This is a genomic window from Actinacidiphila guanduensis, assembly GCF_900103985.1.
Lineage (GTDB): Bacteria > Actinomycetota > Actinomycetes > Streptomycetales > Streptomycetaceae > Actinacidiphila > Actinacidiphila guanduensis.
Map to the genome: position 1 here is coordinate 209,446 of NZ_FNIE01000013.1, position 26,738 is coordinate 236,183.

26 protein-coding genes, 1 pseudogene and 1 riboswitch are annotated in these 26,738 nt (G+C 74.6%); of the genes and pseudogenes, 7 read left to right on the plus strand and 20 right to left on the minus strand.

Annotation, left to right across the window (positions count from 1 at the left end; genetic code table 11):
- The first annotated feature begins 56 nt into the window (after positions 1 to 56).
- Complete coding sequence (locus BLR33_RS26625; RefSeq protein WP_093787148.1) at positions 57 to 650, plus strand: rhodanese-like domain-containing protein; 594 nt, start codon at positions 57 to 59, stop codon at positions 648 to 650.
- A gap of 232 nt (positions 651 to 882) precedes the next feature.
- Here BLR33_RS26625 and BLR33_RS26630 read toward each other — a convergent pair whose 3' ends face one another.
- From BLR33_RS26630 to BLR33_RS26650, 5 genes are all read right to left on the minus strand, one after another.
- Complete coding sequence (locus BLR33_RS26630) at positions 883 to 1,407, minus strand: GNAT family N-acetyltransferase (RefSeq protein WP_093787149.1); 525 nt, start codon at positions 1,405 to 1,407, stop codon at positions 883 to 885.
- Between the two features lie 266 nt (positions 1,408 to 1,673).
- Positions 1,674 to 3,368 (minus strand): DUF885 domain-containing protein, encoded by a 1,695-nt coding sequence (locus tag BLR33_RS26635; protein ID WP_093787150.1) that lies wholly within the window; start codon positions 3,366 to 3,368, stop codon positions 1,674 to 1,676.
- A gap of 189 nt (positions 3,369 to 3,557) precedes the next feature.
- On the minus strand, positions 3,558 to 4,958 hold the full coding sequence (locus BLR33_RS26640; RefSeq protein ID WP_093787151.1) for a GNAT family N-acetyltransferase: 1,401 nt from the start codon (positions 4,956 to 4,958) through the stop codon (positions 3,558 to 3,560).
- Between the two features lie 495 nt (positions 4,959 to 5,453).
- Entirely contained in the window at positions 5,454 to 6,914 is a 1,461-nt protein-coding gene (locus tag BLR33_RS26645; protein ID WP_093787152.1) for an NCS2 family permease, read from the minus strand.
- Positions 6,915 to 7,128: 214 nt separating this feature from the next.
- Entirely contained in the window at positions 7,129 to 7,881 is a 753-nt protein-coding gene (locus BLR33_RS26650) for an SDR family oxidoreductase (protein WP_093787153.1), read from the minus strand.
- A 275-nt stretch (positions 7,882 to 8,156) separates the two neighbouring features.
- On the opposite strand from BLR33_RS26650, the gene BLR33_RS26655 reads away from it, so the two are divergent.
- A complete protein-coding gene (locus BLR33_RS26655) occupies positions 8,157 to 8,918 on the plus strand; it encodes a GntR family transcriptional regulator (protein ID WP_093787154.1) in 762 nt (253 codons plus the stop codon).
- Between the two features lie 127 nt (positions 8,919 to 9,045).
- On the opposite strand, the gene BLR33_RS26660 is transcribed toward BLR33_RS26655, so the two are convergent.
- The 7 genes from BLR33_RS26660 to BLR33_RS26690 all read right to left on the minus strand — a co-directional run bounded on the left by BLR33_RS26660 (position 9,046) and on the right by BLR33_RS26690 (position 16,273).
- Positions 9,046 to 10,203, minus strand: a complete 1,158-nt coding sequence (locus BLR33_RS26660) for an ROK family transcriptional regulator (RefSeq protein ID WP_093787155.1) — start codon at positions 10,201 to 10,203, stop codon at positions 9,046 to 9,048.
- Between the two features lie 200 nt (positions 10,204 to 10,403).
- Positions 10,404 to 10,997 carry a G/U mismatch-specific DNA glycosylase gene (gene mug, locus BLR33_RS26665; RefSeq protein ID WP_176930507.1) on the minus strand — a complete coding sequence of 198 codons (594 nt, stop codon included), beginning with the start codon at positions 10,995 to 10,997 and terminating at the stop codon, positions 10,404 to 10,406.
- A gap of 5 nt (positions 10,998 to 11,002) precedes the next feature.
- The gene (gene purB, locus BLR33_RS26670; RefSeq protein WP_093787157.1) at positions 11,003 to 12,436 is read right to left on the minus strand and encodes an adenylosuccinate lyase; all 1,434 of its coding nucleotides are present in this window, start codon (positions 12,434 to 12,436) and stop codon (positions 11,003 to 11,005) included.
- A 43-nt stretch (positions 12,437 to 12,479) separates the two neighbouring features.
- Positions 12,480 to 13,292, minus strand: coding sequence for an SGNH/GDSL hydrolase family protein (locus BLR33_RS26675; protein WP_093787158.1), 813 nt, complete (start codon positions 13,290 to 13,292; stop codon positions 12,480 to 12,482).
- Positions 13,293 to 13,328: 36 nt separating this feature from the next.
- Positions 13,329 to 14,345 carry a hemolysin family protein gene (locus BLR33_RS26680; RefSeq protein ID WP_093787159.1) on the minus strand — a complete coding sequence of 339 codons (1,017 nt, stop codon included), beginning with the start codon at positions 14,343 to 14,345 and terminating at the stop codon, positions 13,329 to 13,331.
- Entirely contained in the window at positions 14,342 to 15,757 is a 1,416-nt protein-coding gene (locus tag BLR33_RS26685; protein ID WP_093787160.1) for a hemolysin family protein, read from the minus strand. Before BLR33_RS26685 ends, BLR33_RS26680 begins: the two co-directional genes overlap by 4 nt.
- Positions 15,758 to 15,850: 93 nt before the next feature.
- Positions 15,851 to 16,273 carry a GNAT family N-acetyltransferase gene (locus tag BLR33_RS26690; RefSeq protein ID WP_093787161.1) on the minus strand — a complete coding sequence of 141 codons (423 nt, stop codon included), beginning with the start codon at positions 16,271 to 16,273 and terminating at the stop codon, positions 15,851 to 15,853.
- A 122-nt stretch (positions 16,274 to 16,395) separates the two neighbouring features.
- On the opposite strand from BLR33_RS26690, the gene BLR33_RS26695 reads away from it, so the two are divergent.
- Together BLR33_RS26695 and BLR33_RS26700 are read left to right on the plus strand one after the other, a co-directional pair.
- Positions 16,396 to 16,632 (plus strand): antitoxin, encoded by a 237-nt coding sequence (locus tag BLR33_RS26695; protein ID WP_093787162.1) that lies wholly within the window; start codon positions 16,396 to 16,398, stop codon positions 16,630 to 16,632.
- Positions 16,629 to 17,000, plus strand: coding sequence for a fic family toxin-antitoxin system, toxin component (locus BLR33_RS26700; protein WP_093787163.1), 372 nt, complete (start codon positions 16,629 to 16,631; stop codon positions 16,998 to 17,000). The genes BLR33_RS26695 and BLR33_RS26700 overlap by 4 nt, the downstream gene beginning before the upstream one ends.
- 319 nt (positions 17,001 to 17,319) lie before the next feature.
- Here the strand turns inward: BLR33_RS26700 and bioD are convergent.
- The 3 genes and pseudogenes from bioD to bioB form a co-directional block, all read right to left on the minus strand.
- Positions 17,320 to 18,015: pseudogene (gene bioD / locus BLR33_RS34475) on the minus strand (dethiobiotin synthase); the annotation flags it as partial.
- A 65-nt stretch (positions 18,016 to 18,080) separates the two neighbouring features.
- Positions 18,081 to 19,385 (minus strand): adenosylmethionine--8-amino-7-oxononanoate transaminase, encoded by a 1,305-nt coding sequence (locus tag BLR33_RS26710; RefSeq protein WP_093787164.1) that lies wholly within the window; start codon positions 19,383 to 19,385, stop codon positions 18,081 to 18,083.
- Complete coding sequence (gene bioB / locus BLR33_RS26715; RefSeq protein WP_093787165.1) at positions 19,378 to 20,628, minus strand: biotin synthase BioB; 1,251 nt, start codon at positions 20,626 to 20,628, stop codon at positions 19,378 to 19,380. Before bioB ends, BLR33_RS26710 begins: the two co-directional genes overlap by 8 nt.
- 120 nt (positions 20,629 to 20,748) lie before the next feature.
- Between bioB and BLR33_RS26720 the strand changes: the two genes are divergently transcribed.
- Positions 20,749 to 21,942: an 8-amino-7-oxononanoate synthase gene (locus BLR33_RS26720; protein ID WP_245771680.1), complete on the plus strand. Its 1,194-nt coding sequence runs from the start codon at positions 20,749 to 20,751 to the stop codon at positions 21,940 to 21,942.
- A gap of 22 nt (positions 21,943 to 21,964) precedes the next feature.
- Here the strand turns inward: BLR33_RS26720 and BLR33_RS26725 are convergent, their stop codons facing one another.
- Together BLR33_RS26725 and BLR33_RS26730 are read right to left on the minus strand one after the other, a co-directional pair.
- Entirely contained in the window at positions 21,965 to 22,198 is a 234-nt protein-coding gene (locus BLR33_RS26725) for a DUF397 domain-containing protein (protein WP_093787166.1), read from the minus strand.
- Positions 22,195 to 23,049, minus strand: a complete 855-nt coding sequence (locus BLR33_RS26730) for a helix-turn-helix domain-containing protein (protein ID WP_093787167.1) — start codon at positions 23,047 to 23,049, stop codon at positions 22,195 to 22,197. The genes BLR33_RS26725 and BLR33_RS26730 overlap by 4 nt, the downstream gene beginning before the upstream one ends.
- 250 nt (positions 23,050 to 23,299) lie before the next feature.
- Here BLR33_RS26730 and BLR33_RS26735 point away from each other — a divergent pair, with 250 nt between their 5' ends.
- Together BLR33_RS26735 and BLR33_RS26740 are read left to right on the plus strand one after the other, a co-directional pair.
- The gene (locus tag BLR33_RS26735) at positions 23,300 to 23,725 is read left to right on the plus strand and encodes an ATP-binding protein (RefSeq protein WP_093787168.1); all 426 of its coding nucleotides are present in this window, start codon (positions 23,300 to 23,302) and stop codon (positions 23,723 to 23,725) included.
- A 96-nt stretch (positions 23,726 to 23,821) separates the two neighbouring features.
- Entirely contained in the window at positions 23,822 to 24,529 is a 708-nt protein-coding gene (locus BLR33_RS26740) for an ADP-ribosyltransferase (protein WP_093787169.1), read from the plus strand.
- Between the two features lie 82 nt (positions 24,530 to 24,611).
- Here the strand turns inward: BLR33_RS26740 and BLR33_RS26745 are convergent, their stop codons facing one another.
- From BLR33_RS26745 to BLR33_RS26755, 3 genes are all read right to left on the minus strand, one after another.
- Positions 24,612 to 25,109 carry a C40 family peptidase gene (locus tag BLR33_RS26745; protein ID WP_093787170.1) on the minus strand — a complete coding sequence of 166 codons (498 nt, stop codon included), beginning with the start codon at positions 25,107 to 25,109 and terminating at the stop codon, positions 24,612 to 24,614.
- A 2-nt stretch (positions 25,110 to 25,111) separates the two neighbouring features.
- Positions 25,112 to 25,233: riboswitch (cyclic di-AMP (ydaO/yuaA leader) on the minus strand.
- A 513-nt stretch (positions 25,234 to 25,746) separates the two neighbouring features.
- Positions 25,747 to 26,061: a hypothetical protein gene (locus tag BLR33_RS26750; RefSeq protein WP_093787171.1), complete on the minus strand. Its 315-nt coding sequence runs from the start codon at positions 26,059 to 26,061 to the stop codon at positions 25,747 to 25,749.
- Positions 26,062 to 26,067: 6 nt separating this feature from the next.
- Complete coding sequence (locus tag BLR33_RS26755) at positions 26,068 to 26,700, minus strand: ATP-dependent Clp protease proteolytic subunit (protein ID WP_093787172.1); 633 nt, start codon at positions 26,698 to 26,700, stop codon at positions 26,068 to 26,070.
- Positions 26,701 to 26,738: the final 38 nt, after the last annotated feature.

Sequence of the window (26,738 nt, forward strand, 5' to 3'; positions counted from 1 at the left end):
CCGCCGCCGGGGATCTTCCCTTCAGCGCGGCATGGGCCGACCGTAGATTTCCGGGCATGACCGCACCAGCCGCACACCCCGCCTCCGCCGCCGCGCCTCTCGCCACCTCCGCGGGCGCTTCCGCAGCCTCATCCGCCGGCCCCTCCTCCGGCACCTCCGCACCCACCGCGGGCGCCGCCGCTCCGGCCGCCACCGCCGTCCTGGCCGTCCCCGCCGCCGAACCCGCGCAGGCAGCCGCCTACTTCGCGGCTTCCCTCGCCTTCCACACGGACGTCTCGGACGTCGCCGCCGCCCTCGCCGCCGGCGGCGACCCCGGGTTCACGGTGGTGGACTCCCGCAGCGCCGCCGCGTACGAGCAGGGCCACATCCCCGGCGCACTCCACCTGCCGACAGCGGACATCCCCCGGCTCGCCCCCCAACTCCTCGACCCCGTCCGCCCGCTGGTCGTGTACTGCTGGGGTCCCGGCTGCAACGGCGCCGCCCGCGCCGCCCTGGCGCTGGCCGGGCTCGGCCACCGGGTGAAGGAGATGCTCGGCGGCATGGAGTACTGGATCCGCGAGGGCTTCGGCTACGACACCGCGGACGGCCCGGCCCGCCGCGACCCGGACCCGCTCACCGCCCCCGTCGAAGCGCCCGACTGCGGCTGCTGAGCCGCCCCGCTGCCACCGCCGTCACAACTCCCGCGGCTCGCACGGTTCTTACGGCCCTCCGGCGGGCCCGCCAAACCCGCACGAGGGCGCCGCCGTCAGGCCGCAATGCGGCGAACCCCGTCCCGCGGCCGCCACCGTCAGGCCTCCGGCGCCCACCTCGAGCAGCGCCCATCCCTTCCGGCGCCCACCCCGGCCAGCGGCCGCCGGCCAAACCGTCACGCCGCAAGCAGCCTCACACCGGCATCGTCGTCAGCTCGTAGCTCCACAAGTCGCCGCGGTTGGCCACCCGTTCGAAGCCGACCCGCTCCAGGACCGCCTGGGAAGGGGCGTTGCCCGGCTCGGTGGTGGCCAGCACCACGACCACCTCGGGCTGGGAGAGCGCCCACTGGCACACCGCGCGGGCCGCGTCGGTCGCCCAGCCGCCGCCGCGGGCGGACACGCACAGGTCGTAGCCGATCTCGACGGCGCCGCGGTCCGGCGGGCCGTGGAAGCCGACGCCGCCCAGCGCCGTGAGGTCCTGGGTGCGCTGGATGGCGAACAGGCCCCAGCCCGGCCGGTACACCCCGGCCGCGGCCGCCGCCACCGTCATCGAGGCCGCGCTCATCGTGCCGTCGCCGGGCACGCCGTCGATCCAGGTGAGCCCGCCCGGCTTGCCGTCGGCGAGCAGTGCGGACTCCGCGGGGAGCTGCTCCCGAAGGGTCAGCCTGCCCTGGGTCAGCACCAGCCGGCCGGCGTCGAGGGTTGCGTGCAGGGTCATCGGACCGAACCGCCTTGTCGGACTCGTCGGGACTGGACGGGCGGCCGGCACGGGGACGGCCGACCGGTGCGGGCCGTGCCCGGCCCGGTGCCGGTCCGCCGGGCGGGCGGGTGCGCGGGCCCCCACCTCCGGAACCCTACGCCCCCGCCCGGCACCCCGGCGCCCAGTGCCCGGACCGGGCCGCGGCCCCGGTCCGCGGAACATCCGGGGAACAGCGGCCGGCCGTCCCGTCCCGCCGTACCGGACGCCGTTCTCCGGGCAGGGTCTCAAAGGCGCGACAGCTCCGCCTCCAGGTCGTCCAGCCCCAGGGAGCCCAGCGACAGCGCGGCCATGTGCCACGCCTTGAGGTCGAAGGAGTCGCCGTGGGCGGCCCGGGCGGTGGCGCGGCCGCGCAGCCAGGCGCGCTCGCCGAGCTTGTAGCTGATCGCCTGCGCGGGCATGCCGAGGTAGCGGATCAGCTCGCTCTCGATCACCTCGGCGGGGCTGCCGTTGTGCCGGGCCAGGAACTCGTGGGCCAGCTGCGGGGTCCAGCGCTCGCCCGGGTGGAACGGGGAGTCCGCGGGGATCTCCAGCTCCAGGTGCATGCCGATGTCGATGATGACCCGGATCGCCCGCATCATCTGCTCGTCGAGGTGGCCCAGGCGCCGCTCGGGGTCGGTGAGGAAGCCCAGCTCGTCCATCAGCCGCTCCGCGTACAGGGCCCAGCCCTCGATGTTGGCGCTGACGTGCCCCACCGTCGCCTGGTACCGCGACAGGGAGGCGGCCACGTGCACCCACTGCGCGAGCTGGAGGTGGTGGCCGGGCACGCCCTCGTGGTACCAGGTCGAGACCAGGTTGAAGACGGGGAAGCTGGTGCGGCCCTGCGTCGGCAGCCAGGTCCGCCCGGGCCGGCTGAAGTCCTCGGTGGGGGCGGTGTAGTACGGGGCTGCGGCGCCGCCGGGCGGGGCGATCCACGCCTCCACCTTCCGGACCGGCTCGGCCAGGTCGAAGTGCGTGCCGTCCAGCGCCTCGATCGCCTCGTCCATCAGCGCCTGCAGCCAGTCGCGGACCTCGGCCTCGCCCTCGATGACGGTGCCGTGGTCCTCCAGGTGCCGCAGCACCGCCCACGGGTCGGTGTCGGGCAGGATCTTGCCGGCCTCGGCGACCATCTCGGCGTGCAGCCGATGGAACTCCGACCAGCCGTACGCGTACGCCTCGTCCAGGTCCAGGTCGGCGCCCAGCCAGTAGCGGGTCCACAGCGCGTACCGCTCGCGGCCCACCGTGTCGGGGGCGCCCTCGGCGGCGGGGGCGTAGGTGTCGCGCAGCCAGTCGCGGAAAGCCGCGTAGGCGGCGGTGGCCTCGGCGGCGGCCGCGTCCAGCTCGGCGCGCAGCTCGGCCGGGCCGCCCTCGGTCAGGGCCGCGAACCAGCTGCCCTTCGTGCCGGACTCGCCGACCCACTCGGTGACCTGCTCCACCACGGTGCGCACCTGCCAGGGCCCGCCGAGCAGCCCCCGGGACAGGCCCTCGGCCAGGCTCTGCCGGTAGCTGTCGATCGCCGCGGGGACCGCCCGCAGCCGCGCCGCGAGGTCAGCGTAATCGGCCGTGGTGCCGGTGGGCATCAAGGTGAACGCCTCGCGGATGCTGTGCGCGGGCGAGTTGATGTTGCTCACCGTGCGCAGGTGCTCCCCGGCGGCGTGCACCGCGAGTTCGGCCTCCAGGCGTTCGCGCAGCAGCCGCGCGCAGCGCCGCTCGGCCTCGCTGTCGGCTCCCGGGCGGGCCTCGGCCTCGGTGAGCCGCGCCAGCGTGTCCGTCGCGAGGTCGGCCAGGGCCTGCGCGCCGGCGGGCGAGTAGTCCGGCAGGCGGCGGGCGCTGCCCGGGACGCCGAGGTAGGTGCCCGTGACCGGGTCGAGGGCGACGAGCGCGTCGACGTAGGCGTCGGCGACCGCGCGGGGCAGGGGCGAGGTGCTGGTGGTGTTCGGCATACGGACATCTTGGTACGGCGGGGCGGCCGCCGTCACCACCGTTCTGCACGCCACGCCTTACCGCGGGCCGCACGACGGCCATCGCACCGGCGGCAGCGGGCCGGCTGCGGCCCAGGCGCCGGTCGGGTGCCGGCGGAGTGCCGGTCCCACCGCCTGTGTACGGCCGGTCCGCGGCCTGTTTGTGGCCGGTCAGACGCTGCGGCGCACGACTGTCCAGGGCAGGTGGGCGGCAGCGCTCTCCCCGGCCGGGGGAAGCGTCGCGGTGATCACGAGGGTGCCGTCCTCGACCTGGTAGTCCAGCGGCAGGCCCAGCTCGCGCATCGTGGCCACCATGCCGGTGTTCGCCGCGCGGGTGACGGCGTAGACGCTCTCCCGGCCGGCCTCCACCGCGAGTTCGACCAGCTTGCGCAGGAGCAGCAGGCCGAGGCCGCGGCGCTGCCAGGCGTCCTCGACGAGCAGCGCCACCTCGCTCTCCTCGCCGTCCCACAGCAGGTGGCCCAGGGCGGCGATCCGGCCCGAGGCGGTCTCGGCGGCCAGTGAGCGGCCGAAGCGGTCGCTGAGCAGGTGCCCCAGGTAGCGGTCGGCGTCGCCGACCGGGCCGTGGTAACGCATCGCCAGCGTGGCGGGGGAGCAGCGCTCGTGCATCTCCAGGGCCGCGGGCCGGTCCTCGGGGCCGACCCGGCGGACGGTGATCTCGTTGCCCTCGGGCAGCGTCAGCACATCCCTGGCCGTCGGCCTGCGGACGCCGAGCCGGGCGTCCAGCTCGACCAGCGCGCGGGCCCGGGCGAACTCGGTGGGGGTGAAGGGCAGGTGCTCGCGGCGGACGGTGACGGTGCCGCCGGCGGGGTCCCGCAGCTGCATCACGGTGGGCGCGGCGCCCTCACGGGAGGCACCCGCGGCCTCGTCGGCGGCCCCGGCGGGGGTGGAGGTGATGGTGCAGCGGCCGAACATCTGCCGCAGGGCGAGCGGGAGTTCGGCGGGGTCCAGGGCGGTGCGGGTGGCCAGGGTGAGCATCCGCACGGGGGTGTCGACCAGGTCGTGGGCGTCGGCGCGCTCCAGCCAGGTGTCGGTGCCGCCCGCGTCGGAGACGGTCAGCGCGAGGGTGGCCGCGGTGAGCGCGGCCGGGGCGCGCAGCAGGAACTCGTCCACGGTGCCCTCGGCGAGCGGGTGCGTCTGGAGGGTGATGACGTCCACCCGGCTGCGGGCCAGCGCCGTGCACACCGAGCCGAGACTGCCGGGGGTGTCGCGCACGGTGGTGCGCAGCCGCCACAGCGCGGTCTCGTCCGAGCCGTCGGCGGGCAGTGAGTCCGGAGTCGCCACGGTGCTCGCCGCGGCGGCCTCTGCGGCGGCCGGCTGCGGCTGCGGACGGTGGTGGCCGCCCCGGCGTACCCACCAGGTGTGGGCGCAGGCGGCCAGCAGCAGGGCGACCGTGGTGGCGATCAGCAGCGTCAGGCCGTCCGGGCCGTTGGACACGAGGTCGGCCACGCAGTCCGCGAGGGCCATGGCGGCGAAGACAGCGGCGACCTCGACGAGGTCGCGGCCCCAGTGGCGGCGCCGTGCGGAGGCGGAGGCAGGGGTCGTATGCGGCATACACACACTCTGCGCGACACGTGTTGCGTGATCACGAACAGGCCATGACCGCGCGGTAAAGGGCCGTTCTCCTCGGTTAACTTACCCTTTCAACCTTTTTGCCGTCCGCCGCCCCGCCCGCAAGAGCCCGCCTCCCGCGCCCTCCGGGCCTGCCTCCCGTCCGTCGAGCCCCGCTGGTCCGCCGGGTCCTCCGCTGGCCCGCCAAGCCTCGCCCCTGCCCTGCCCCCGCCGCCGCAGGCGCCCGGCGCAGGCACGGAAAAGACCGGCGAAGTTTTCCCGGCGGCCGGGAACTCCCCTGCCGTGGGGGGAGTTGTCTGGGTACGGGCCGGTGCCCAGCGCCGGTCCGGCCAGCGGCTCCGACCGGGCGCCCCCGTCCCGGTCGGAGCTCCCGCCGCCGTCCAGGCGCCCCGCCGGTCCCCCCTCCTCCGGCAGGGCGCCGGGCGGTGCCAGACGCCGTACACGCCCCCTCGTGTCCCGAGTCGGCGCCGCTACGGGCTACTTGACGCCCGCCGCCTGCTGGATCGGGTCGATGGCGAAGTAGGCCAGGAAGGCGACCGACACGCCCCACACCAGCGGGTGGATGTCGCGCCACTTGCCCAGCGCCAGCTTGATCGCCACGTAGGACAGGAAGCCCGCGCCGATCCCGTTGGTGATGCTGTAGGTGAAGGGCATCACCGCGATGGTCAGGAACGCGGGGATCGCGACGTCGTACTGCGTCCAGTCGATGTTGCGGACCTGCGCCATCAGCAGGAAGCCCACCGCGACCAGCGCGGGCGCCGCCGCCTGCGAGGGCACCACGCCCGCCAGCGGCGACAGGAACAGCGCCACCGCGAAGAGCAGGCCGGTCACCACGCTGGCCAGCCCCGTGCGGGCGCCCTCGCCGACACCGGCCGCGGACTCCACGTACGCGGTGTTGGACGAGCACGAGGCCGCGCCGCCCGCGACCGCCGCGGCGCCGTCGATGAACAGCACCCGCCCGATGTTGGGCACCCGGCCCTTGCTGTCGAGCAGCCCCGCCTCGCTGGAGATGCCGACGATCGTGCCCATGGCGTCGAAGAAGTCCGAGAGCACCAGGGTGAAGACGAAGAGCACCGAGGTGACGATCCCCGCCTCCTTGAAGCCGCCGAGGAGGCTGAAGTGGCCGATCAGCCCGAAGTCGGGGCTCGCCACCACCTTGTGCGGCATCTTCGGCACGGTCAGGCCCCAGGCCGCGTCCGGGATGTCGGCGATCTTGTTGATGACGATCGCCAGCACCGTCATCGCCACGATGCTGATCAGGATCGCGCCCTTGACCCGCCGGGCCACCAGCGCCACCGTGAGCAGCACGCCGACGCAGAAGACCAGCACGGGCCAGCCGGTCAGCGTGCCCGAACCGCCCAGCTGCACCGGGGTGGTGGTGTCGGCCGCGTCGGGGATGCGGCTGGCGAAGCCGGCGTCGACCAGGCCGATGAACGCGATGAACATGCCGATGCCCACGCTGATTGCCTGCTTGATCGGCTGCGGGATCGCGTTCATGATCGCCTGCCGCAGCCCGGTGGCGACCAGGACGCAGATCAGCAGCCCCTCGATCACCACCAGGCCCATCGCGTCCGGCCAGCTCATCTTCGGCGCCAGCTGGAAGGCGACCACCGCGTTCAGCCCGAGCCCGGCGGCGATGGCCAGCGGCAGGTTGCCGCCCACCCCCATGATCGCCGTCATCACCGCGGCCACCAGCGCGGTGGCGGTGAGCAGTTGGTCCGGCGCCAGGTGGTGGTGGAACTTGTCCGTCGCGCTGCCCAGGATGATCGGATTGAGCACGAGGATGTACGCCATCGTGAAGAACGTGGCCAGGCCGCCGCGTACCTCCCGGATCGGCGTGGACCCCCGCTCGGCTATGCGGAACCAGCGCTCCAGCGGGCCGCCGGCAGGCGGTGGGGCCGACGTGGCGGGGGCGGTGTCGGCGACGGTTCCGGGCATGGCGCTCCTCTGAAGTTGTCCGACGCGGTCCCGACGCGGCCTCGATACGGTCGCGGCGCAGTCGAGCACGGTCCGGTACGGTCCGAAATCCCAAGCAGGGCACACGGATTGTGCCGCCCCGCGGGCGCGCGCGGGTTTCCCCGGCGTTACCCCGTATCACCGTCGGGTTTCGGCCATGCCCAGGTCAAGATCTACGGCGCGAACACGGCCCGGTTCACAGGCCCCCGGCCACCCGCAGCACCGCGCCGGTGGTGTACGAGGCGTCCGCCGACAGCAGCCACGCCACCGGCCCCGCGATCTCCTCCGGCTGCCCCGGCCGCGCCATCGGCACGCCCGACTCGGCCTTGCGCCACGGCCGTTCGGCATCGCCCATGGCCGCGTGGATGCCGGTGAGGACCAGCCCGGGCTGCACCGAGTTGACCCGGATGCCCTCCTCGGCGAGCTCCTTGGCCAGCCCCACCGTCATCGCGTCCACCGCGGCCTTGCTCGCCGCGTAGTGCACGTACTCGCCGGGACCGCCCAACGTGGCCGCGCCCGAGGAGATGTTGACGATCGCCCCGCCGCTGCCGCCGCGCCGGGTGGACATCGCGCGGGCCGCCCGGCGGGCGCACAGCAGCGCACCGGTGACGTTGACCTCCACCACCCGGCGGATCACCTCCACCGGCGTCTCGGTGAAGCGGCCCAACGGCCCGGTGATCCCCGCGTTGTTGACCAGCCCCGTCACCTGGCCCAGCCTCTCGCGCACGGCGTCGAAGAAGGCGTCCACCTGCGCCTCGTCGCTGGTGTCGACCTGGTGGACCAGGCACGTGCCGCCTGCCGAGCGGATCCCGGCGGCCACCTCCTCGGCCGCGTCCCGCGCCCGCTCGTACCCGATCGCGACCGCGTGCCCCTCGTCCGTGAGCCGCCGGGCCACCGCGGCGCCGATGCCGCGGCCGCCCCCGGTGATGACGGTGACCTGTTCCCTCACGTGCCACTCCTGTTCAACAACCGCAGAGATCACGAACGCCGGTACGGCGCCCCGTCAACATCGTATGAACTCCGTACGAATCCGGTTCCGCCGGGCATGGCCGGGTTCGACGATTGGTCTTGACCAAGTTCGCGCCGCGCCTCTATCGTCCTGGTACTGAAAGGACCTTTAATAAACACAGGTTCCGAAACAAGGCTCAACAAGCCGCGCGGCGGCCGGCGCAGGCCGGCACCGGCGGACCGGTGGGCGCGGCAGACATCGATTGCGAGGACAGGGTGGGGACCACGCAGCTCGAAGCAGTGCAGGAGCCGAAGTACTGGCACCTGAAGACGGTGCTCGGCGACGCCCTCGACTCGGAGTTCGAGGTCGGCGAGATCCTGCCCAACGAACGCGACCTCGCGGCCCGCTTCGGCGTCGCGCGCGCGACCCTGCGCCAGGCGCTGGAGCAGCTGGAGCTCGAGGGGCGGCTGCAGCGCAGGCGGGGCGTCGGCACCACCGTGGCGCCGCCGCGGATCGGCGTGTCGGTGGGCCCCTCGGCGAACGTCTGGCCGGGTGCCGGGCGCGACGCCTGGAGCACCGTCGGCTGCGCCGAGGCCGTACCGCCCGCGCCGCTGGCCGCCCTGCTCGGTGTCGCGCGCGACGAGACCGTTCACACAGTCCGCCGCGAGCGCGTCATGCAGGGCCAGCCGGTCGCCACCGAGCTGCTCTACGTCCCGGCCGCCTCCGTGCCGGACCTGTCGCGCATGCTCACCCCCGCGACGCACGCGCCCGCCGTCCTCGCCGAGCTGCACCGCCTGGAGCTGGAGGGCGAGGACCGCTCGGTCGAACTCGGCTCGGCCCGCGCGGAGGACGCGAAGCAGCTCGACCGGCTCCCCGGCGCGCCCGTCCTCGTCGTCACCACGCGCTACTACGCGGCCGGCCGGGTCGCGGCGGCCTCGGTGGCCACGTACCGGGCCGACACGTGCCGGCTCACCTTCGGTGACTCCGGGGGCCTCGAGGTGCTGCACAACAGCGCTCCGGAGCGCCGCGCGTCCTGACCGGCACGCCCGTTACGCGGTAGGAGAACTGCGCGCTTCATCGGCACGGCGGTGCGCTTCGCCCCCGCACCGCCGCCCCGAGCGCGGGGCAGATGCGGGGCACAGCAGCCCCGCCGGCCGCGGCAGCCTACAAGCGGGACAGGGACGTCTGCTCGATGGCGAAGAGCTGTTCCTCGACGTGGTCCAGGGCGAGGCGCAGCGCGCCGGTGGCGATCGCCTCTTGGCCGAGCGCGGAGAGGACGACGTTCGGGGGGCGCAGGCAGTAGCGGGCGAGTTCGGAGCGCAGGGGGTCGAGGACGCCGTCGAGGCCGGCCGCCCAGCCGCCGATGACGACGAGTTCGGGGTCGATCGCCAGGACGAGGGCGGCCACGTCGTGCACGAGGCGCTGCAGGAAGCGCTCCACCGCGTCCTTGGCCTGCACGTCGCCCTCCTTGGCGAGCGCGAAGACGCGGGCCACCGCGGGCTCGTCCAGGGGGTGCAGGGGCGTGCCGGTGGTCGAGAGCAGGTGCTCGGGGGTGACCCCGCGGCCCAGCAGGTGCAGCGCCCCGATCTCGCCGGCGGCGCCGCCGAAGCCGCGGTGCAGCCGCCCCCCGATGAGCGAGCCGGCCCCGGGGCTCAGGCCGGCCAGCACGAAGACCACGTCGTCGGTGCCGACCGCCGCGCCCTTCCAGTGCTCGGCGACGGCGGCCACGTTCGCGTCGTTCTCCACCAGGACCGGACATCGGAACGAGCGCTGCAGCCGCTCGCCGAGCGGCAGCCCGGTCCAGCCGGGCAGCGCCGTGCCCAGGCGCACCTCGCCGTTCGCCTCCACGATGCCGGGGCTGCCCACGCCGACCGCCCACAGGGTGCTGCGGGCGACGCCGGTCTTGCGCAGCAGGTCGGCGACCACGGTACGGACCCGCTCGATCCGGTCGTCGGCGCCCGCGGACTCCGCGACGTCGAGCCCGAGGGAGTCCAGCACCTGGCCGCCGAGGTCGGAGATCACCGCCCGCACCCGGTGGGCGCCGATCTCGATGCCCAGCAGGTGCCCGGCCTCGGCGTGGAAGCGGAACCTGCGGGCGGGGCGGCCCTGCCGCCGGGCGTCACCGGGCTCGGGCGCCACCTCGACCACGAGCCGCGACTCGGTGAGCCCCTCGATCACGCCCTCGACGGTCGGCCGGGACAGCCCCGTGGAGTGCACCAGCTCGGTGAGCGTGGGTGTCTGCGCCCCCCGCAACGCGTGCAGGACGACCGCGGAGTTGATCCGCCGGAGCAGGGACGGATCCCCGCCGGTGAGGCGCCCCAAGGTGTGTCCTCCCAGCCAGTGCCATCGTGTCGCGGATCGTACCCGCCCGAGCCCCCCGCGGCGAGTGCATCCGTGCACCCTTTCGATCAGCAGCCCTCATCCGAGCGGCAGGGTGCCGGCCGTTCAGGGGCACTGCGGGCACCTCCCGGGCGAAGCCCTGGTGGGTCCCCGGGCGAAGACCCGGGGGAGGAGCCGCGTGATCAGCCGGGAACCGCCGGAAGGTCCGGCGGCGACGCAGGCCGCCCTTCCGGTTCGAAACCACCGAAAGCCGCCGCACGCAGCCGCGCGAACTCCTCTGCGAGCGCCGAAGGCCGCCAGTGCGCGTTGAGCCCGCTCGGGCTCGGCAGCACCCACACCCGCGTCCCCGCGATCTCCCGCTCCTGCGGCCCCACCTGGGCCGACTTCTCGCCGAAGGCGGTCCGGTAGGCGGTGACGCCGAGCACGGCGAGCCACTGCGGGCCGAAGCGTTCGACCTTCGCCGCCAACCGCAGGCCGCCGGCCACCAGTTCCTCGGCCGTCAGCTCGTCGGCCCGCGCGGTGGCCCGCCCGGCGACGTTCGTGATGCCGAAGCCGAGCGCGAGGACGCTTTCCTGCTCGGCGGGGGAGTAGCGGCGCGGGGTGAAGCCCGAGGCGTGCAGCGCGGGCCAGAACCGGTTGCCCGGACGTGCGAAGTGGTGCCCGGTGTATGCCGACATCAGCCCGGGGTTGATGCCGCAGAACAGCACCCGCAGCCCCGGGGCTATGACGTCCTGGAGCGTGCGCCCGCGGGCCTCGGCGAGCTGCTCGGCGGTCAGGGCCGTCAGAGGATCGCCCCCGGCCGGTAGGCGGCCGCCTGCGGGTACGCCTTGGTGACCTCCTCGACCCGCCGGACGACCTCGGCGACCTGCCCGGCCGCGGCGCCGGTGAAGGAGAGCCGGTCGGCCATGAGGGCGGCCAGGTCGTCGCGGTCCAGCGGGATGCGGGTGTCGGCGGCGAGCCGGTCCAGCAGCTCGTTGCGCTCGGTGCCCTGCTCGCGCATGGCGAGCGCGGCGGCCACCGCGTTCTCCTTGATCGCCTCGTGCGCGACCTCGCGGCCGACCCCGGCCCGCACCGCGCCCATGAGCACCTTAGTCGTGGCGAGGAAGGGCAGGTAGCGGTCGAGTTCGCGGGCGACGACCGCGGGGAAGGCGCCGAACTCGTCCAGCACCGTCAGGAACGTCTCCAGCAGGCCGTCGAAGGCGAAGAACGCGTCCGGCAGCGCGACCCGGCGCACCACCGAGCAGGACACGTCGCCCTCGTTCCACTGGTCGCCGGACAGCTCGCCGGTCATCGAGGCGTAGCCGCGCAGCACCACCATCAGGCCGTTGACGCGCTCGCAGGAGCGGGTGTTCATCTTGTGCGGCATCGCCGACGAGCCGACCTGGCCGGGCTTGAAGCCCTCGGTCACCAGCTCGTGGCCGGCCATCAGCCGGATCGTCTTCGCGAGCGAGGAGGGCGCGGCGGCCAGCTGCACCAGCGCGGTCACCGCCTCGTAGTCCAGCGAGCGCGGGTAGACCTGGCCGACGGAGGTGAAGGCGCGGGAGAAGCCGAGGTGGTCGGCGATGCGGTGCTCCAGCTCGGTGAGCCGGTCGGTGTCGCCGCCGAGCAGGTCGAGCATGTCCTGGGCGGTGCCCACCGGGCCCTTGATGCCACGCAGCGGGTAGCGGGTGAGCAGCTCCTCGACCCGGCCGAAGGCGACCAGCAGCTCGTCGGCGGCGGTGGCGAAGCGCTTGCCCAGCGTCGTGGCCTGCGCGGCCACGTTGTGCGAGCGGCCGGCCATGACCAGCTCGGCGTACTGCCCGGCGAGCTGCCCGAGCCGGGCCAGCACCGCCACCGTGCGGTCGCGGGCCAGCTCAAGGGAGAGCCGGATCTGCAGCTGCTCGACGTTCTCGGTCAGGTCGCGCGAGGTCATGCCCTTGTGCACCTGCTCGTGCCCGGCCAGCGCGTTGAACTCCTCGATGCGCGCCTTCACATCGTGCCGGGTGACCTTCTCGCGTTCGGCGATGGAGGCGAGGTCGACCTGGTCGAGGACCCGCTCGTAGTCGGCGATGGCCTGCTCGGGCACCTCGATGCCGAGGTCGCGCTGCGCGCGCATGACGGCCACCCACAGCCGCCGCTCCAGCACCACCTTCTGCTCGGGCGACCACAGGGCGGCGAGCTCCGCCGAGGCGTAGCGACCGGCGAGGACATTGGGGATGCGCGGCTTGGCTGTCACGTGTGGAGAGCATACCGGCTGTTCACGGGCGCCCCGGCGGCGCTCACACCGGGCCGGCGGCGGCCTCGGTCCGCTCCGGGTCCGCGGGCACCGGGTACGGCAGCAGCTCGGGGCGCTTGGCCGGCAGGTGGTCGCCGCTGCTGCGGCCGGTCAGCCGGCGGCCGATCCAGGGCAGCAGATGGCGGCGGGCGAAGGAGGCGTCGGCCCGGCGGCGGGCGGCCCAGGGCAGCGGCGTCGCGGGCGGCAGCGGCGCCGTCCACTCGGCGCGGGCGGGCCGGCCGAGGGTCTGCCAGACCGCCTCGGCGACCCGGCCGTGGCCGTCCGCGGTCAGGTGCAGGCGGTCCTCGGCCCACATCCGCGGGTCGGTGAGCACCTCGGCGGCGAACAGGTCGACGACGAGGGCGCCGTGCCGGGCGGCCAGCTCCTCGACGACGTCGAACAACCGGAGCATCCGCGGCATGAAGCGGGTGGCGACCGGGCCGCGCCGCACCGGGCTCCGCATGAGCACCAGCTGCCCGCAGGCCGGGGCGAGCCGCGCCACGCAGTCCTCCAGCACGGCGCAGACCGCGTCCACGTCGCAGCCGGGGCGCAGCACGTCGTTGAGGCCGCCGACCAGCGTCACCAGGTCCGGGCGCATCGCCACGGCGAGGTCCACCTGCTCGTCGGCGATCTGCCGGATGAGCTTGCCGCGCACGGCGAGGTTGGCGTAGCGAAAGCCGGGGGCGTCCTCGGCGAGCCGGCCCGCCAGCAGGTCGGCCCAGCCGCGGTAGGAGCCGTCGGGCAGCAGGTCGGACATGCCCTCGGTGAAGGAGTCGCCGACGGCGGCGAAGCTGGTGTAGGTCACTGGCGTCTGCATGGCGCGCCGATCCTATGCGACCGGGCGGTGCGGGCCTCAGCCGCGGCCCTGGCCCACCAGCTCCTTGAGGACGTCGGCCATGGTGACCAGGCCGATCCCGCGGCCCTGGTCGTCCACCACGGCGGCCAGGTGGGCGCGGGCGGCCCGCATCGCGGTCAGGGCGTCGTCCAGCGGGGTGGCCGCGCCCAGGCGCGGGATGCGGCGCAGCGCCGAGCGCGGCAGGGGCGCGTCGTGCGGCTCGGCGTCCAGCGCGTCCTTGACGTGGAGGTAGCCGAGCACGCGCCCGTCCTCGTCGGCGACGGGGAAGCGGGACAGTCCGGTGCGGGCGCTCAGCTCCTCCAGGCCGTCGGCGGTGACGCCCAGCGGCGCCCGCACCACCTCCTCGGGCGCGATCACCAGCTCGCCGACGGGGCGGCGGCCCAGCTCCAGCGCGTCGCGCAGCCGCTCGGCGGCCCGCTCGTCCAGCAGCCCGGCCTCACCGGCGTCCACCACCATCCGGGACAGCTGGTCGTCGGAGAAGACCGAGGTGACCTCGGCGCGCGGCTCCACCCGCACCAGCCGCAGCCCCGCGTTGGCCAGCGCGTTCACCGTGACGATCAGCGGGTGCAGGGCCCGGGTGAAGGCGACCAGCGGCGGCCCCAGCAGCAGCGCGGTGCGCACCGGCCCGGCCAGCGCCACGTTCTTGGGCACCATCTCGCCGAAGAGCATGTGCAGATAGGTGGCCACCGCGAGGGACAGCACGAAGGAGACCGGGTGCACGGCGTCGTGCGGCACGCTCGCCGCCTTGAACACCGGCTCCACCAGGTGCGCGATGGCGGGCTCGGCCACGATGCCGAGCACCAGGGTGCAGGCGGTGATGCCGAGCTGCGAGCCCGCCAGCAGGTCCGAGACGTGCTCCAGACCCCACAGCACCCGGTGCGCCCTGCGGTCCCCGCTCTCGGCCCGCGGCTCGACCTGGTCGCGCCGCACCGAGATCAGGGCGAACTCCGCGCCCACGAAGAAGGCGTTCACCACCAGGGTGAGCAGGCCGACGACCAGCTGGACGGCGATCACCGGCCGCTCCCGCCGTTGCGCCGGGCGGCGGCCCGCGACTCGCGCGAGGGCGGCGCCGGGTGCGGGCCGGGGCCCGGGTCGGGCGCCCGGACCGACCCGGTGTCGCGCGGCGGCGAGACCAGCCGGGCCCGGGCCGCACGGTGCCCCGAGGCGTCGGTGACCTCGATCCGCCAGCCGCCCAGCACGGTCACGTCGCCGCGCCGGGGGATGCGGCCCAGGCGCTGCGCGACCAGCCCGGCCAGCGTCTCGTAGGGGCCCTCGGGCGCGTGCAGGCCGATGCGCTCCAGCCGGTCCTCGGTACGGGCCGCGCCGTCCGCGTCGTAGACCCGGCGGCCGTCGGGGTCCTCGTAGAGGAAGAGCAGGTCGGGCAGCTCCAGCGGGTCGTGCTCGTCGCGGACCTCGCCGACCACCTCCTCCACGATGTCCTCCAGCGTCGCCACCCCCGCGGTGCCGCCGTACTCGTCGATCACCACCGCCATCGAGCGGCGGCCGGAGAAACGGTCCAGCAGCCGGTCCACCGGCAGCGACTGCGGCACCAGGAACGGCTCGCGCATCAGGTCGGTGACGGGGGTGCGGGCGCGCCGGTCGGCGGGCACGGCGAGGACGTCCTTGATGTGGACGGTGCCGACCACGGCGTCCAGGGTGTCGCGGAAGACCGGGAAGCGGGACAGGCCCGTGGCGCGGGTGGCGTTCGCGACGTCCTCGGCGGTGGCGTGCTCCTCCAGGGCCGTGACCTGCACCCGGGGGGTCATCACGTTCTCCGCCGTCAGGTCCGACAAGCCGATGGTGCGCACGAACAGCTCGGCGGTGTCGGCCTCCAGGGCGCCGGCCCGGGCCGAGTGGCGGGCCAGCGCGCGCAGCTCCTGCGGGCCGCGCGCGGAGTCCAGCTCCTCGGCGGGCTCCAGGCCCATCCGGCGCAGCACCCGGTTGGCGGTGTTGTTCAGGTGGTGGATCAGCGGGCCGAAGGCGGCGGTGAAGGCGCGCTGCACGGGCGCCACGGTCCGCGCCACCGGCAGCGGCCGGGAGATCGCCCAGTTCTTGGGCACCAGCTCGCCGATGACCATCAGCGCCACCGTGGACAGCCCCGTGCCCAGCACGAGCGCCAGCGAGGAGGCCGCCGACTCGGGCAGCCCGGCGGCCCGCAGCGGCCCGCGCAGCAGCTTGGCCACCGAGGACTCGGCGAGCATGCCGATGACCAGGCCGGTCACGGTGATGCCGAGCTGGGCGCCGGAGAGCTGGACGGTCAGCGAGCGCACGGCCGACAGGGCGGCGGGAGCCCCCCGCTCGCCCTCCCGCGCGGCCCGCTCCAGATCGCCGCGCTCCACCGTGGTCAGCGAGAACTCCGCCGCGACGAAGACGCCGCAGGCGAAGCAGAGCAGCACGGCCACCAGCACGAGGAGCGTCTCGATCATCGCACCACCTCGCTCCCCATCGTCGGTCACGGGCACCGGCGCCGCACGGCACGAACCCTCCACCAGGTCACCGCGCGGGCCTCGCGGAGCCGCCTACCCCAGCGGCTTCGTCCAACGCCGCCACTGCTCCTGCGGGGCGTACCCCGATGCCCGCCAGGCGTGCTGCGCCCGCTCGTTGGCGGTGAGCACCATCGCGTCGGCGCGCCGCCCGCCGTGCGCCAGGAACCGCTCCTCGGCCGCCTCCAGCAGCGCCCGCGCCACACCCTGCCGCCTGGCGTCCGGGTGCACGGCCAGCCGGTACAGGTGGCAGCGCCAGCCGTCGAACCCGGCGATCACCGAGCCGACCAGGCGCCCGTCCCGCTCGGCCAGCAGCAGCGCCTCGGGGTCGCGTACGAGCAGGGCCGCCACGCCCTCCTCGTCGTCGGAGATGCTCGTGCCCTCCGCCGCCACCCGCCAGAAGTCCAGCACCGCCGCAGTGTCGCCGGCCCCCGCGGGCCGTATCCGAAGATCGCTCATACCGGCCAGCCAAGCAGGCAGGCACGCGGCGGCGGGCGGGATTCCGCGCAGCGAGACGGGGGCGGGCGCGGCAGCAGCAGGCGCCCTTGCCGCTACTAGCGCCCCAGCGCTAGCGTGGTGTCATGGCGAAGACCCAGTTGAACGTGCGGGTGGACCAGGCCACCGCGGAGACCGCACGGGAGCGCGCCTCGCAGCGCGGCATCAGCGTGAACCGCTACATCGAAGAGCTCGTCCGCCAGGACGAGGGGGAGAACGGGCGGGCGTTCGTCGAGGCCGCCGCCGACTTCATGCAGCGGTACGAGGCGGTCTTCGACGAGGAGTCCGACACACCGGCCGGCCCGGGCGAGAGCGCCCGTTGACCCTGAGGATCGACCTCGCCTGGCTGCTCATGGTCGCCGAGCGCAACACCCCCGGCGACCCCCAGGTCACCGACTGGGGCGCGCTGGTGGCCGCGGTGGAACGGCACCGCGCCGAGATCTTCGGCCGGCCCGTCTACGCCGACGCCCACACCCGCGCCGCCGCCCTGCTGCAACTGCTGCTCCACGTCCCCGCGCTGGAGCGCTCCAACGCGCTGTTCGCCACGGCCGTGGCCTACGCGTACCTGGTCGCCGACGGCTGCAAGGTGAACCCTTCGGCCGCCCAGGTGCGCGACCTGGCCCGGCTGATCCGGCAGGACCACGCGGACCTCTCCCGGATCGCCGACGAACTGCGCGCCTGGTCGGCCTGAGGCCGCGCCCTCAACCGGCCACGGGCGGCTGCTGGGAGACGCCGGGGTCGCCGGCGGCCGGAGCGTCCACGGCGGACGCCGCCTGCTCGACCGGGGCCTGCGGCAGGTCGGGCACCCCCGGCGCGGCAGCCTCGGCCGGCGCGCCCGCGAACCCCGCCGGCGCGCCGTCCGCACCGCCTGCCGGCGCCGCGTCCGCGACCCCCGGTACGCCGTCCGCACCACCTGCCGGTACGCCGTCCGGGACCCCCGCCGGTGCGGCGCCGGGCCCGCCCGCGGCTCCGCCGGCCGCACGGTCCGCCGGCAGCCCGTACGCCCGGACGAAGGCGGCCGCGTCCCACACCCCGCCCAGCTGCGGGGCCAGCCACTGCGGCGCCCGGGCGCGGAACTCCGCCGGGGGCCGGGCCGCGGCCGCCTCGGGCAGGGCGCCGAGCAGGGGCACCCCGGCGACGGCCGGCAGGTCGGTGAGGTTGCAGCGCTCGGCCAGGCCGGCGGCGCCGGACCAGCGGCCCAGGATCAGGCCGAGGCAGGTGATCCCGCGCGAGCGCATCGCCTCTGCGGTCAGCGCCGTGGTGTTCAAGGTGCCCAGCGCCGGGGAGGCCACCAGCAGCACCCCGGCGTGCATGAGGGCCGCCGCGTCGGCGAGCGTCGAGCCCTGCTCGTCGTAACGCACCAGCAGCCCGCCGGCGCCCTCGACCAGGACCACGTCGTGGACGGCGGACAGCTTGGCGGCCGCCTCCGCGATGTCCTGGGGCGTCACCGGCGGGCGCCCGGAGCGGGCGGCGGCCGTGGCCGGCGCCAGGGGCTCGGGGTAGCGGGCCAGCTCCACCGCCGTCACCTCGCCCGCCAGCCGCGCCACCTCGGCGGCGTCGCCCGGCTCGCCCTCGGCCACGCCGGTCTGCGCGGGCTTGAGCACCGCCACGCTGAGCCCCTGCGCGAGCGAGGCGGCCGCCACCGCCGCCGTCGCCACCGTCTTGCCCACCTCGGTGCCGGTTCCGGTCACCACCACGATCGCCATGCTGTCGAGCGCCTTTCCTCGTCCGTCCCCGAAGCGCCGAGACGCCCGGGCCTGCCTTGCGGGGCTCAGCCCGCCAGGGCCGCCTTTCCCATCGCGGCGCAGATACGCGCCACGTCCTCGTCACCGGTCACGTAGGGCGGCATCGTGTAGACCAGGTCGCGGAACGGGCGCAGCCACACCCCCGCGCCCACCGCGGCCCGGGTGGCCGCCGCCATGTCCACCTCGTGGTCCAGCTGCACCACGCCGATCGCGCCGAGCACCCGTACGTCCTTCACGCCCGGCAGGTCCGCCGCCGCGGCCAGGCCCTCGCGCAGGCCGGACTCGATGCGCTTGACCTCCGTGGCCCAGTCCTGCTCCAGCAGCAGGTCCAGGGAGGCGCAGGCGATCGCGGCGGCCAGCGGGTTGCCCATGAACGTCGGCCCGTGGGCGAGCACCGGCACCTCGCCGCGGGAGATCCCCTCGGCCACCCGCGAGGTGCACAAGGCCGCGGCCAGGGTGAGGTATCCGCCGGTGAGGGCCTTGCCGACGCACATCACGTCCGGGGCGATCCCGGCGTGCTCGGCGGCGAACAGCCGCCCGGTGCGGCCGAAGCCGGTGGCGATCTCGTCCAGCACCAGCAGCACGTCGTGCTCGTCGCACGCCTCGCGCAGCACCCGCAGGTATCCCGGGTGGTGGAAGGACATCCCGCCCGCGCCCTGCACGACCGGCTCGACCACCACCGCGGCCAGCTCGTGCGCGTGCCGGGCGACCAGGTCCCGCAGGTGCGCCTCGTACGCCGGGTCGACGGGCGCGTCGAAGCCCTGCGGCGGGGCGTCGGCGAAGACCTGCTCGGGCAGCACGCCGGACCACAGGTGGTGCATGCCGCCCTCGGGGTCGCACACCGACATCGGCTGCCAGGTGTCGCCGTGGTAGCCGCCGCGCCAGGTCAGCAGCCGCCGCTTGTCCGGGCGGCCGAGCGAACGCCAGTACTGCAGGCACATCTTGAGCGCGACCTCCACCGACACCGAGCCGGAGTCGGCGAGGAAGACGTGGCGCAGCGGCTCGGGCGTGACCTCCACCAGCCGCGCTGCCAGCCGCACCGCGGGCTCGTGGGTGAGGCCGCCGAACATCACATGGCTCATCCGGGCCAGTTGGGCCCGCGCGGCCTCGTCGAGCGCCGGGTGCCGGTAGCCGTGGATCGCCGACCACCAGGAGGACATGCCGTCCACGAGTTCGGTGCGGCCCTCGGCGGGCGCGGCCAGCCGCAGCCGCACGCCCGAGGCGGATTCCACGACCAGCGGCTGCTGCCGGCCGGGCATCGGCCCGTAGGGGTGCCAGACGTGCTGCCGGTCCAGGTCCAGCAGCACGTCCGGCGCGAGCGGTTCAGGCATTGGGCGGCAGGTCCGTCCCGGCGCCCCGGCGCCGCACGGCGACCAGGTCGGTGCGGGGCCCGGCGCCCGCGGGGGCGGCGGCCGGTGCGGGGGCGGTCGCGGGTGCGGGTGCGGGTGCGGTTGCGAGGGCGGTTACGGGGGCTGCCGCCTCGCCGTGCGCGCAGCCGGCGCCGGCGTGCGCGCCGCAGCCGCCGGCCTCCTCGTGGCCGCAGCCGGCACCGCACAGCGATTCCGCGGCCGCGCGGTGGGCCGGCAGCGTGGTCGTGCCCGCGCCCTCCACCTCGAAGCCGGCGTCGGCGATCATGTCCAGGTCGGCCTGCCCCGCCTGGCCCTCACTGGTCAGGTAGTCGCCCAGGAAGATGGAGTTGGCCAGGTGCAGCGCGAGCGGCTGCATGCTGCGCAGGTGCACCTCGCGCCCGCCTGCCAGGCGCACCTCGACGTCGGGGCAGACGAATCGCACCATCGCCAGGATGCGCAGGCACCGCTGCGGGGTGAGGTTCCACTCCTTGGCCAGCGGGGTGCCCTCGAAGGGGATCAGGAAGTTCACCGGCACCGAGTCCGGGTCCAGCGCGCGGAGCGAGAAGACCACGTCCACCAGGTCCTCGTCACTCTCGCCCATGCCCGCGATCAGCCCCGAGCAGGCGGACAGGCCCGCCGCCTGCGCCTGCCGCACGGTGTCGACACGGTCGGCGAAGGTGTGCGTGGTGGTGATGTCGGCGTAGGTGCCCTCGGAGGTGTTGAGGTTGTGGTTGTAGGCGTCGGCGCCCGCCGCCCGCAGCCGCTCGGCCTGGTCGCCGGAGAGCAGCCCGAGGCAGGCGCAGACTTCGACGCCCTCGTTCTGTTCCTTGATCGCCTCGATCGTCTGCGAGACCCGGTCCACGTCGCGGTCGGTCGGGCCGCGTCCGCTGGCCACCAGGCAGACCCGCTTGGCGCCGCCGGACACCCCGGCCTTCGCCGCGGCGGCGGCCTGGTCGGGCTTGAGCCAGGTGTACTTCAGGATGTCGGCCTGGGAGCCCAGGCGCTGGGAGCAGTACGAGCAGTCCTCGGGGCACAGCCCGGACTTGAGATTGACCAGGTAGTTGAGTTTGACCCGGCGGCCGAACCACTCACGGCGCACCCTCCCCGCGGCGGCGACCACGTCGAGCAGGTCGTCGTCGGAGGTCGCCAGTACGGCCAGCGCTTCCTCGCGTGTCGGCTGCTCGCGGCGCAGCCCCTTCTCCACCAGTGCGGTCAGCAGGTCCATACGCGCCATCCTGTCCCACGGCAGGGGGCCCGGCCAATGGCGCACCGCACAAGCAGGGGCCCCTGACTGTGTGCATCCCCACACCGCCCGCGCGCGGGCGGGCGCGTTACGTTGCTGACCGTGAACAGCATCCCGAGCCCCTTCGGCCGCCTCGCCGAGCAGGACCGCAGCCGCCGGGCGGCTGGCCTGCGGCGCGAACTGCGGCCCCGCCCGGCGGAGTCCGCGCTGCTGGACCTGGCCGGCAACGACTACCTCGGGCTCGCCCGCCACCCGCGGGTGGTGCGCGCCGGCGCGGACGCGTGCCTGCGCTGGGGCGCGGGTGCCACCGGCTCACGCCTGGTCACCGGCAGCACCGCCCTGCACGCCGAACTGGAGGCAGAACTCGCCGACTTCACCGGCTTCGAGGCCGCGCTGGTCTTCGCCTCCGGCTATGCGGCCAACCTCGCGGCCGTCACCGCGCTCACCGACGCGGGCACCCTGCTCGTCTCGGACGCGGGCAACCACGCCTCCCTGATCGACGGGTGCCGGCTGTCGCGGGCCCGCACCGAGGTGGTGCGGCACGCCGACCCCGAGGCGGTGCGCAAGGCCCTTGCCGGGCACGGCGGCGAGGCCGTGGTGGTCAGCGACGCGGTCTTCTCGGTGGACGGCGACGCCGCCCCGCTGCCCGCGCTCGCCGCCGCCTGCCGGGCGCACGGCGCCGCCCTGCTGCTGGACGACGCGCACGGGCTCGGCGTGCTCGGTGAGGGGGGCCGCGGCAGCGCGCACGGCGCCGGGCTGGCGGGGGCGCCGGACGTGGTGTGCACGGCGACGCTGTCGAAGGCGCTGGGCGCGCAGGGCGGGGTGGTGCTCGGCCCCGCCGCGGTGATCGACCACCTGGTCAACGCCGGCCGCACGTTCATCTTCGACACCGGCCTCGCGCCGGCCGCCGCAGGGGCCGCGCTCGAAGCACTGCGGCTGCTGCGGGCCGAGCCCGAACGGGCCGGACAGGCAAGGGCGGTGGCCCGCGGCTTCCACCGGCGGCTGACCTCGCGGGGCCTGGACGCCACCGCGCCGGACGCCTGCGTGGTGTCGGTGCGGGCGCCCTCGCCGCAGGAGGCCGTCGACTGGGCGGCCCGCTGCCGGGCGGAAGGGGTCGCGGTGGGGTGCTTCCGGCCGCCGTCTGTGCCGGACGGGGTGTCCCGGCTGCGGCTCACCGCCCGCGGCGACCTGACGGGCCGTGAGATCGGCGGCGCGGTCGACGTCATCGCGCGGACCGCGCCGCCGGGCGGGGGAGAGGTGTCAGACGGGCCCGGGCAGGACCCGGGCCGCATCTGAAGCGGACATCGAGGCCCGGGCCTCACACGGGCCCGAGCGAACCGTCCGAGACGTCCCGCACGAAACACGTCCAGGCGTCCGGCGTGAAAAGCAGCGCCGGACCCTCGACGTCCTTCGAGTCCCGCACCGCCGTGGCCCCCGAGGGGAGCCGCGCGGTCTCCACGCAGTTGTTCGCTGCCGTGCTGTGGCTGCTGCGTCGCCATGTCACGCCGGAAAGCGTCACGCTGGAGGAAATGGAACGGGGCAGCGTCGTCATGAAACCTCCTTACGGATGCGGGTGATCATATCCGTCGAGTCGGCCCGGGGAAGCGCCCGGGCGGCCAATCGGGCGAACGCTGCTCCGTACGCCGCGATGTCCTCTTTCCGATCGACGTAAAGACTACTCGTCAAATGGTCGACAACCACCACGTCGAGATCGGCAGTGCGCGGAAATGAGAAGATGACGAAAGAATTCACCAGCCCCTGGTGCCCGCCCGCGGTGAACGGCAGTACCTGGAGGTGCACTTGAGGCAGGCTCGCGGCCTGCTCCAGGTGCAGCAGCTGGTCGGCCATCACCTCGCGGCCGCCCACCGTCCGGCGCAGCACCGACTCGTCCAGCACGGCGGACAGTTCGAGCGGCCGGTCCTGGTGGAGCACGGCCTGCCGGGCTATGCGCACATCCACCAGCGCCTCGACCTCCTTCTCGGTCAGGTGCGGCATCACCTCGCGGGTCAGCGCGCGGGCGTAGGCGGGGGTCTGCAACAGCCCGGGCACCACGCTGTTCTCCATCGAGCGGGCCCGGCATGCGCCGGTCTCCAGCGTGATGAAGTCGCGGTACTCCACCGGCAGCACGTCGCGGAAGTCGTGCCACCAGCCGCGCTGGTAGCCGCGTCCGGCGAGCGTGGCGAGCAGTTCGCGCAGGTCGCGGTCGCGCACGGCGTAGACGTCCAGCAGCGTGGCCACGTCCTCGGGGCGGACGCTGCTGCGGCCGGTCTCGATCCGGCTCACCTTCGACTGGTGCCAGCCGGCCCGCTTGGCGGCCTCTCCACTGGTCAGCCCGGCCAGATCGCGCAACCGGCGCAGTTCCTCGCCGAGTCTGCGCCGGCGTACGGCGGGGACTCGTTCCATGGTCTCTTGCGCCTCCTGAAGTCACGGCAAACGGTCGGTCCTCTGCGATACGACAGTCTGCCGACCAAATGCGTTCTCCCGCCGCAGAGTTCACCGTTTTGAGCGACAGATATATGCATTGCGCGCGGGGCACGGGCAACGGCGGCACGATGGATGACACTCTGGCGCGTACCAGCCGTACCGGACCCGACGGTGCGTGCCGCGTGCGCACCGGAGACCGGTCAGGGCGGGGAAAGGGAACAGCGTCGCCATGGCAGATCTTCAGGAAGCGTCCGTCACCCTGCCGAGCGACCCGGGGTCGGTCGCCACAGCACGGTCCTACGTGTGCGCACGGCTCGGCGAGTGGGGGGTGCCGCCGGACGCGCCCCTTGACTCCATTCGCCTGATGGTCTCCGAACTGGCCACCAACGCCGTGCTGCACACCTGCGGCCTCTCACCCGACTTCACCATCGACCTCCGCCTGGAGCGGACCGAGCACCTGCGCATCGGATTCACCGACGGCCATCCGCGATGGCCCCGCGAAGTGCCGCTCGCCGCAGAACAGGACAGCGGCCGCGGCATGGTGATCGTCTGCCACCTGCTCGCCGAGTTCGGCGGCCGGCTCGACATCACCCCGACGAGCGACGGCGGCAAGACCGTGTGGATCATGCTGCCCTGGGCGGCCCCGGTGCTCTGACGCCGCCGCCCGCCGCGGCGCCGCGAAAGCCCCGACTCGCCTACGATCGGGTGACGTTGGCACGGGCGTGCACATGCGCCCGGCAGGCTGCCCGGCATGATCACCAACCGAGTCCGGTCGCTCGCCGCGGCCGGCGTGCTGACCCTGACCGCCGTGCTGGCCACGCAGTCCGCCGCGGGGCCGGCCACCGCCCACACCACCGGTGCGGACGGGACGGCGCCCGCCGCCGCCCAGGCAGCGGCACCCGCATCCGCACCTGTGCCCGCGCCCGCCTTCTGCCCGGCCGTGCACGACCCGCTCTTCGCGGCCGCCGACCGCAGCGTCGACGTGCACCGCATCGTGCCCGACCCGCCGACGTACCGCACGAGCTGCGGCGAGCTCTACCGCGCCGACGGCCGCGCCCCCGCCATCGTCTTCCACGACGGCTTCGCGCCCAAGGCGCCGCAGGACGGCCAGTACGACCTGGCGGCCTACGTCCTGGTCAACCAGCCCTCGCCGTTCGTGAGCACCAGCTACGACCACGACCTGTACAAGCAGTGGAGGTCGGCCTGGAACTACTACGTGGACGCGCCCGGCGGCATCGACGTCAACGCCACCATCGGCGACACCCACAAGTGGGCCGACCAGCACGAGGTGGCGTTCCCCGGCGGCATCGCCCGCCGCTTCGTGGTCGGCGCCTGCCCGGTCGACAAGCCCACGAAGTCCGAGATCCTCGCCGACTGCGTGCGCAACCCGTACTACGTGCCCTGGCGCGGGGTGCCGGCCGAGCAGCCGCAGGGACCGGAGCTGCTGCCGGCCGTGTGACCGCACGGCGACCGCGAGGCGGCGGCCGCGGCAGGGCGCTCCCCGTTCCGGGGCGGCGCCGCGCCGCGGCCGCCGCCTCGCGTCACGACACCCGGCCGTACCAGACGCTGCTGGTCCAGATGTGCTCCAGGCGGACCACGGCACCGGTCTTCGGCGCGTGCCAGATGTTGCCGCCGCCGGCGTAGATCCCGACGTGGTAGACCGACGAGGTCGACGAGCCGGAGTGGAAGAACACCAGGTCGCCGACCTTGCGGGAGCCGGCCGCGACGTGCCGGGTGTCGTTGTACTGGGCCGCTGCGGTGCGCGGCAGCTTCTTGCCGGCCTGCTTGAAGGAGTAGAGGGTCAGCCCCGAACAGTCGAACCGGTTGGGGCCGGTGGCGCCCCACTGGTAGGGCGCGCCCTTCTTGGAGGCCGCCACACCGAGCGCCTTGGCGGCCACGGTGGCCGCGTCGGCCTGCTGGACGGCGCCGGGGAGCAGCGAGGGGACGGCGACGGCCGCCGCGGTGAACAGGGAGGCGGCTGCGAGCCGCGGGATGCCGGGCCCGGCCGGCCTGGAGGAGATGCGGTTGGGCGTGGACATGCGCAACCCTTCGTCACGGCCTGCGAAGGATGACCTGTCGGGTTCGGGCTGGCGAAGTCGCCCGGCCGCATGCTGCGGCTTCACCCCAAGGGCGGTCCGGACGCCGTCTCGGCGTGCTCCCGGGCCCACCCGTCGTGCTGGGTCCTCCGCTCCTGCCGTTGCACTCGTGTCGACCTGGCATCCGCGCGCCGGCAGGACTGGGCGTCCGCGCGGACCGCCCCGCCACGGCGGCGGGGGCTTGTCGTCACCACGGATGGTTGCGCACACGACGTGTCCGCGCCGTGACAGAAACGCGCTATGTGAGGTTCGTCACAGAATGTCCATCGGAGTGGACCGCGTTCCCGCGCGGCCGCCCCGCCGGCCCCCGCCCGCCGCCTGAACTGCGCCGACGCGGCGGCCGACGGGCCGTGTCCAGCCGACACGCGCAACGGCGGACCCGAATGCGCGCCGGATTCCGCTACGCCAGGGGGCTGAGCCCGGCGCGTCGGAATCCGGTCACGGATGGTGACGAAGGGTGCCGGCGGGGTGCGTTCGGTCCGGGGCGCGGGGGAGCGGGCGCGGATACCCGCACGGAACGGCGGCGGGGCGAGCCGCCGGGACGCCCGGGCGGGAGCCCCGTACGGTCCCGGGTGCCGGATCAGTCCTGCGGGCCGGGCCGCTCCGGCGGCAGGGTGACCCGGGCGGTGCGCCGCTCCCCGTCCAGCACCCGCAGCGCCCGGCCGAGTGTGGCGTGGTGCAGCTCGGTCTCACCGCGCAGGTGCATCACCGCGAGCGCGTCCCGCAGCGCCACCGCGCGCGAGGCCAGCGCCTGGGCCGCCCGCAGGGCCGCGTAGGTGTCGGTGGTGCGGGCGGGGTTGATCCGCCCCATCAGGTCCACCGCGTCCAGGTAGCAGTCGACCACCTCGCCCTCGGAGCGGGTGAGGGCGGGCAGCGGCGGCAGTTCCGGCACCACCGCGGCTCACCGCGGACCGGGTGCGGCCGGGGCCTTGCGGCTGCTGGTCAGCCGGTCCACCAGCCCGTAGTCCAGCGCGGCCTGCGCGTCGAGCACCTTGTCGCGCTCGATGTCGGCCCGCACCTGCTCCGGCGCCCGGCCGGTGTGCCGCGCCAGCAGGGTCTCCAACTGCTCGCGGGTGCGCAGCAGTTCGTTCGCCTGGATCTCCAGGTCCGAGACGTCCCCTTGTGTCGCCTCGGACAGCGAGGGCTGGTGGATCAGCACGCGCGCGCCGGGGGTGGCCATCCGCTTGCCGGGCGCGCCGGCCGCCAGCAGCACCGCCGCGGCGGAGGCGGCCTGGCCGATGCAGACCGTGGCCACGTCGCAGGTGACGAACTGCATCGTGTCGTAGATGGCGGTCATCGCCGAGAAGGAGCCGCCGGGGGAGTTGATGTACAGGTGGATGTCCTGGTCGGGCGCGGCGCTCTCCAGGTGGATGAGCTGGGCCATCACGTCGTTGGCCGACGTGTCGTCGATCGGGGTGCCCAGGAAGACGATCCGCTCCTGCAGCAGCTTGGAGTACGGGTCCATGGTGCGCACGCCGCTGCTGGTGCGTTCGGTGAACTCCGGCAGGACGTAGCGGGCCGTGGGATCGGGCATGGCACACACCTCCATCTCTTCAAAATGTACAGGACGTA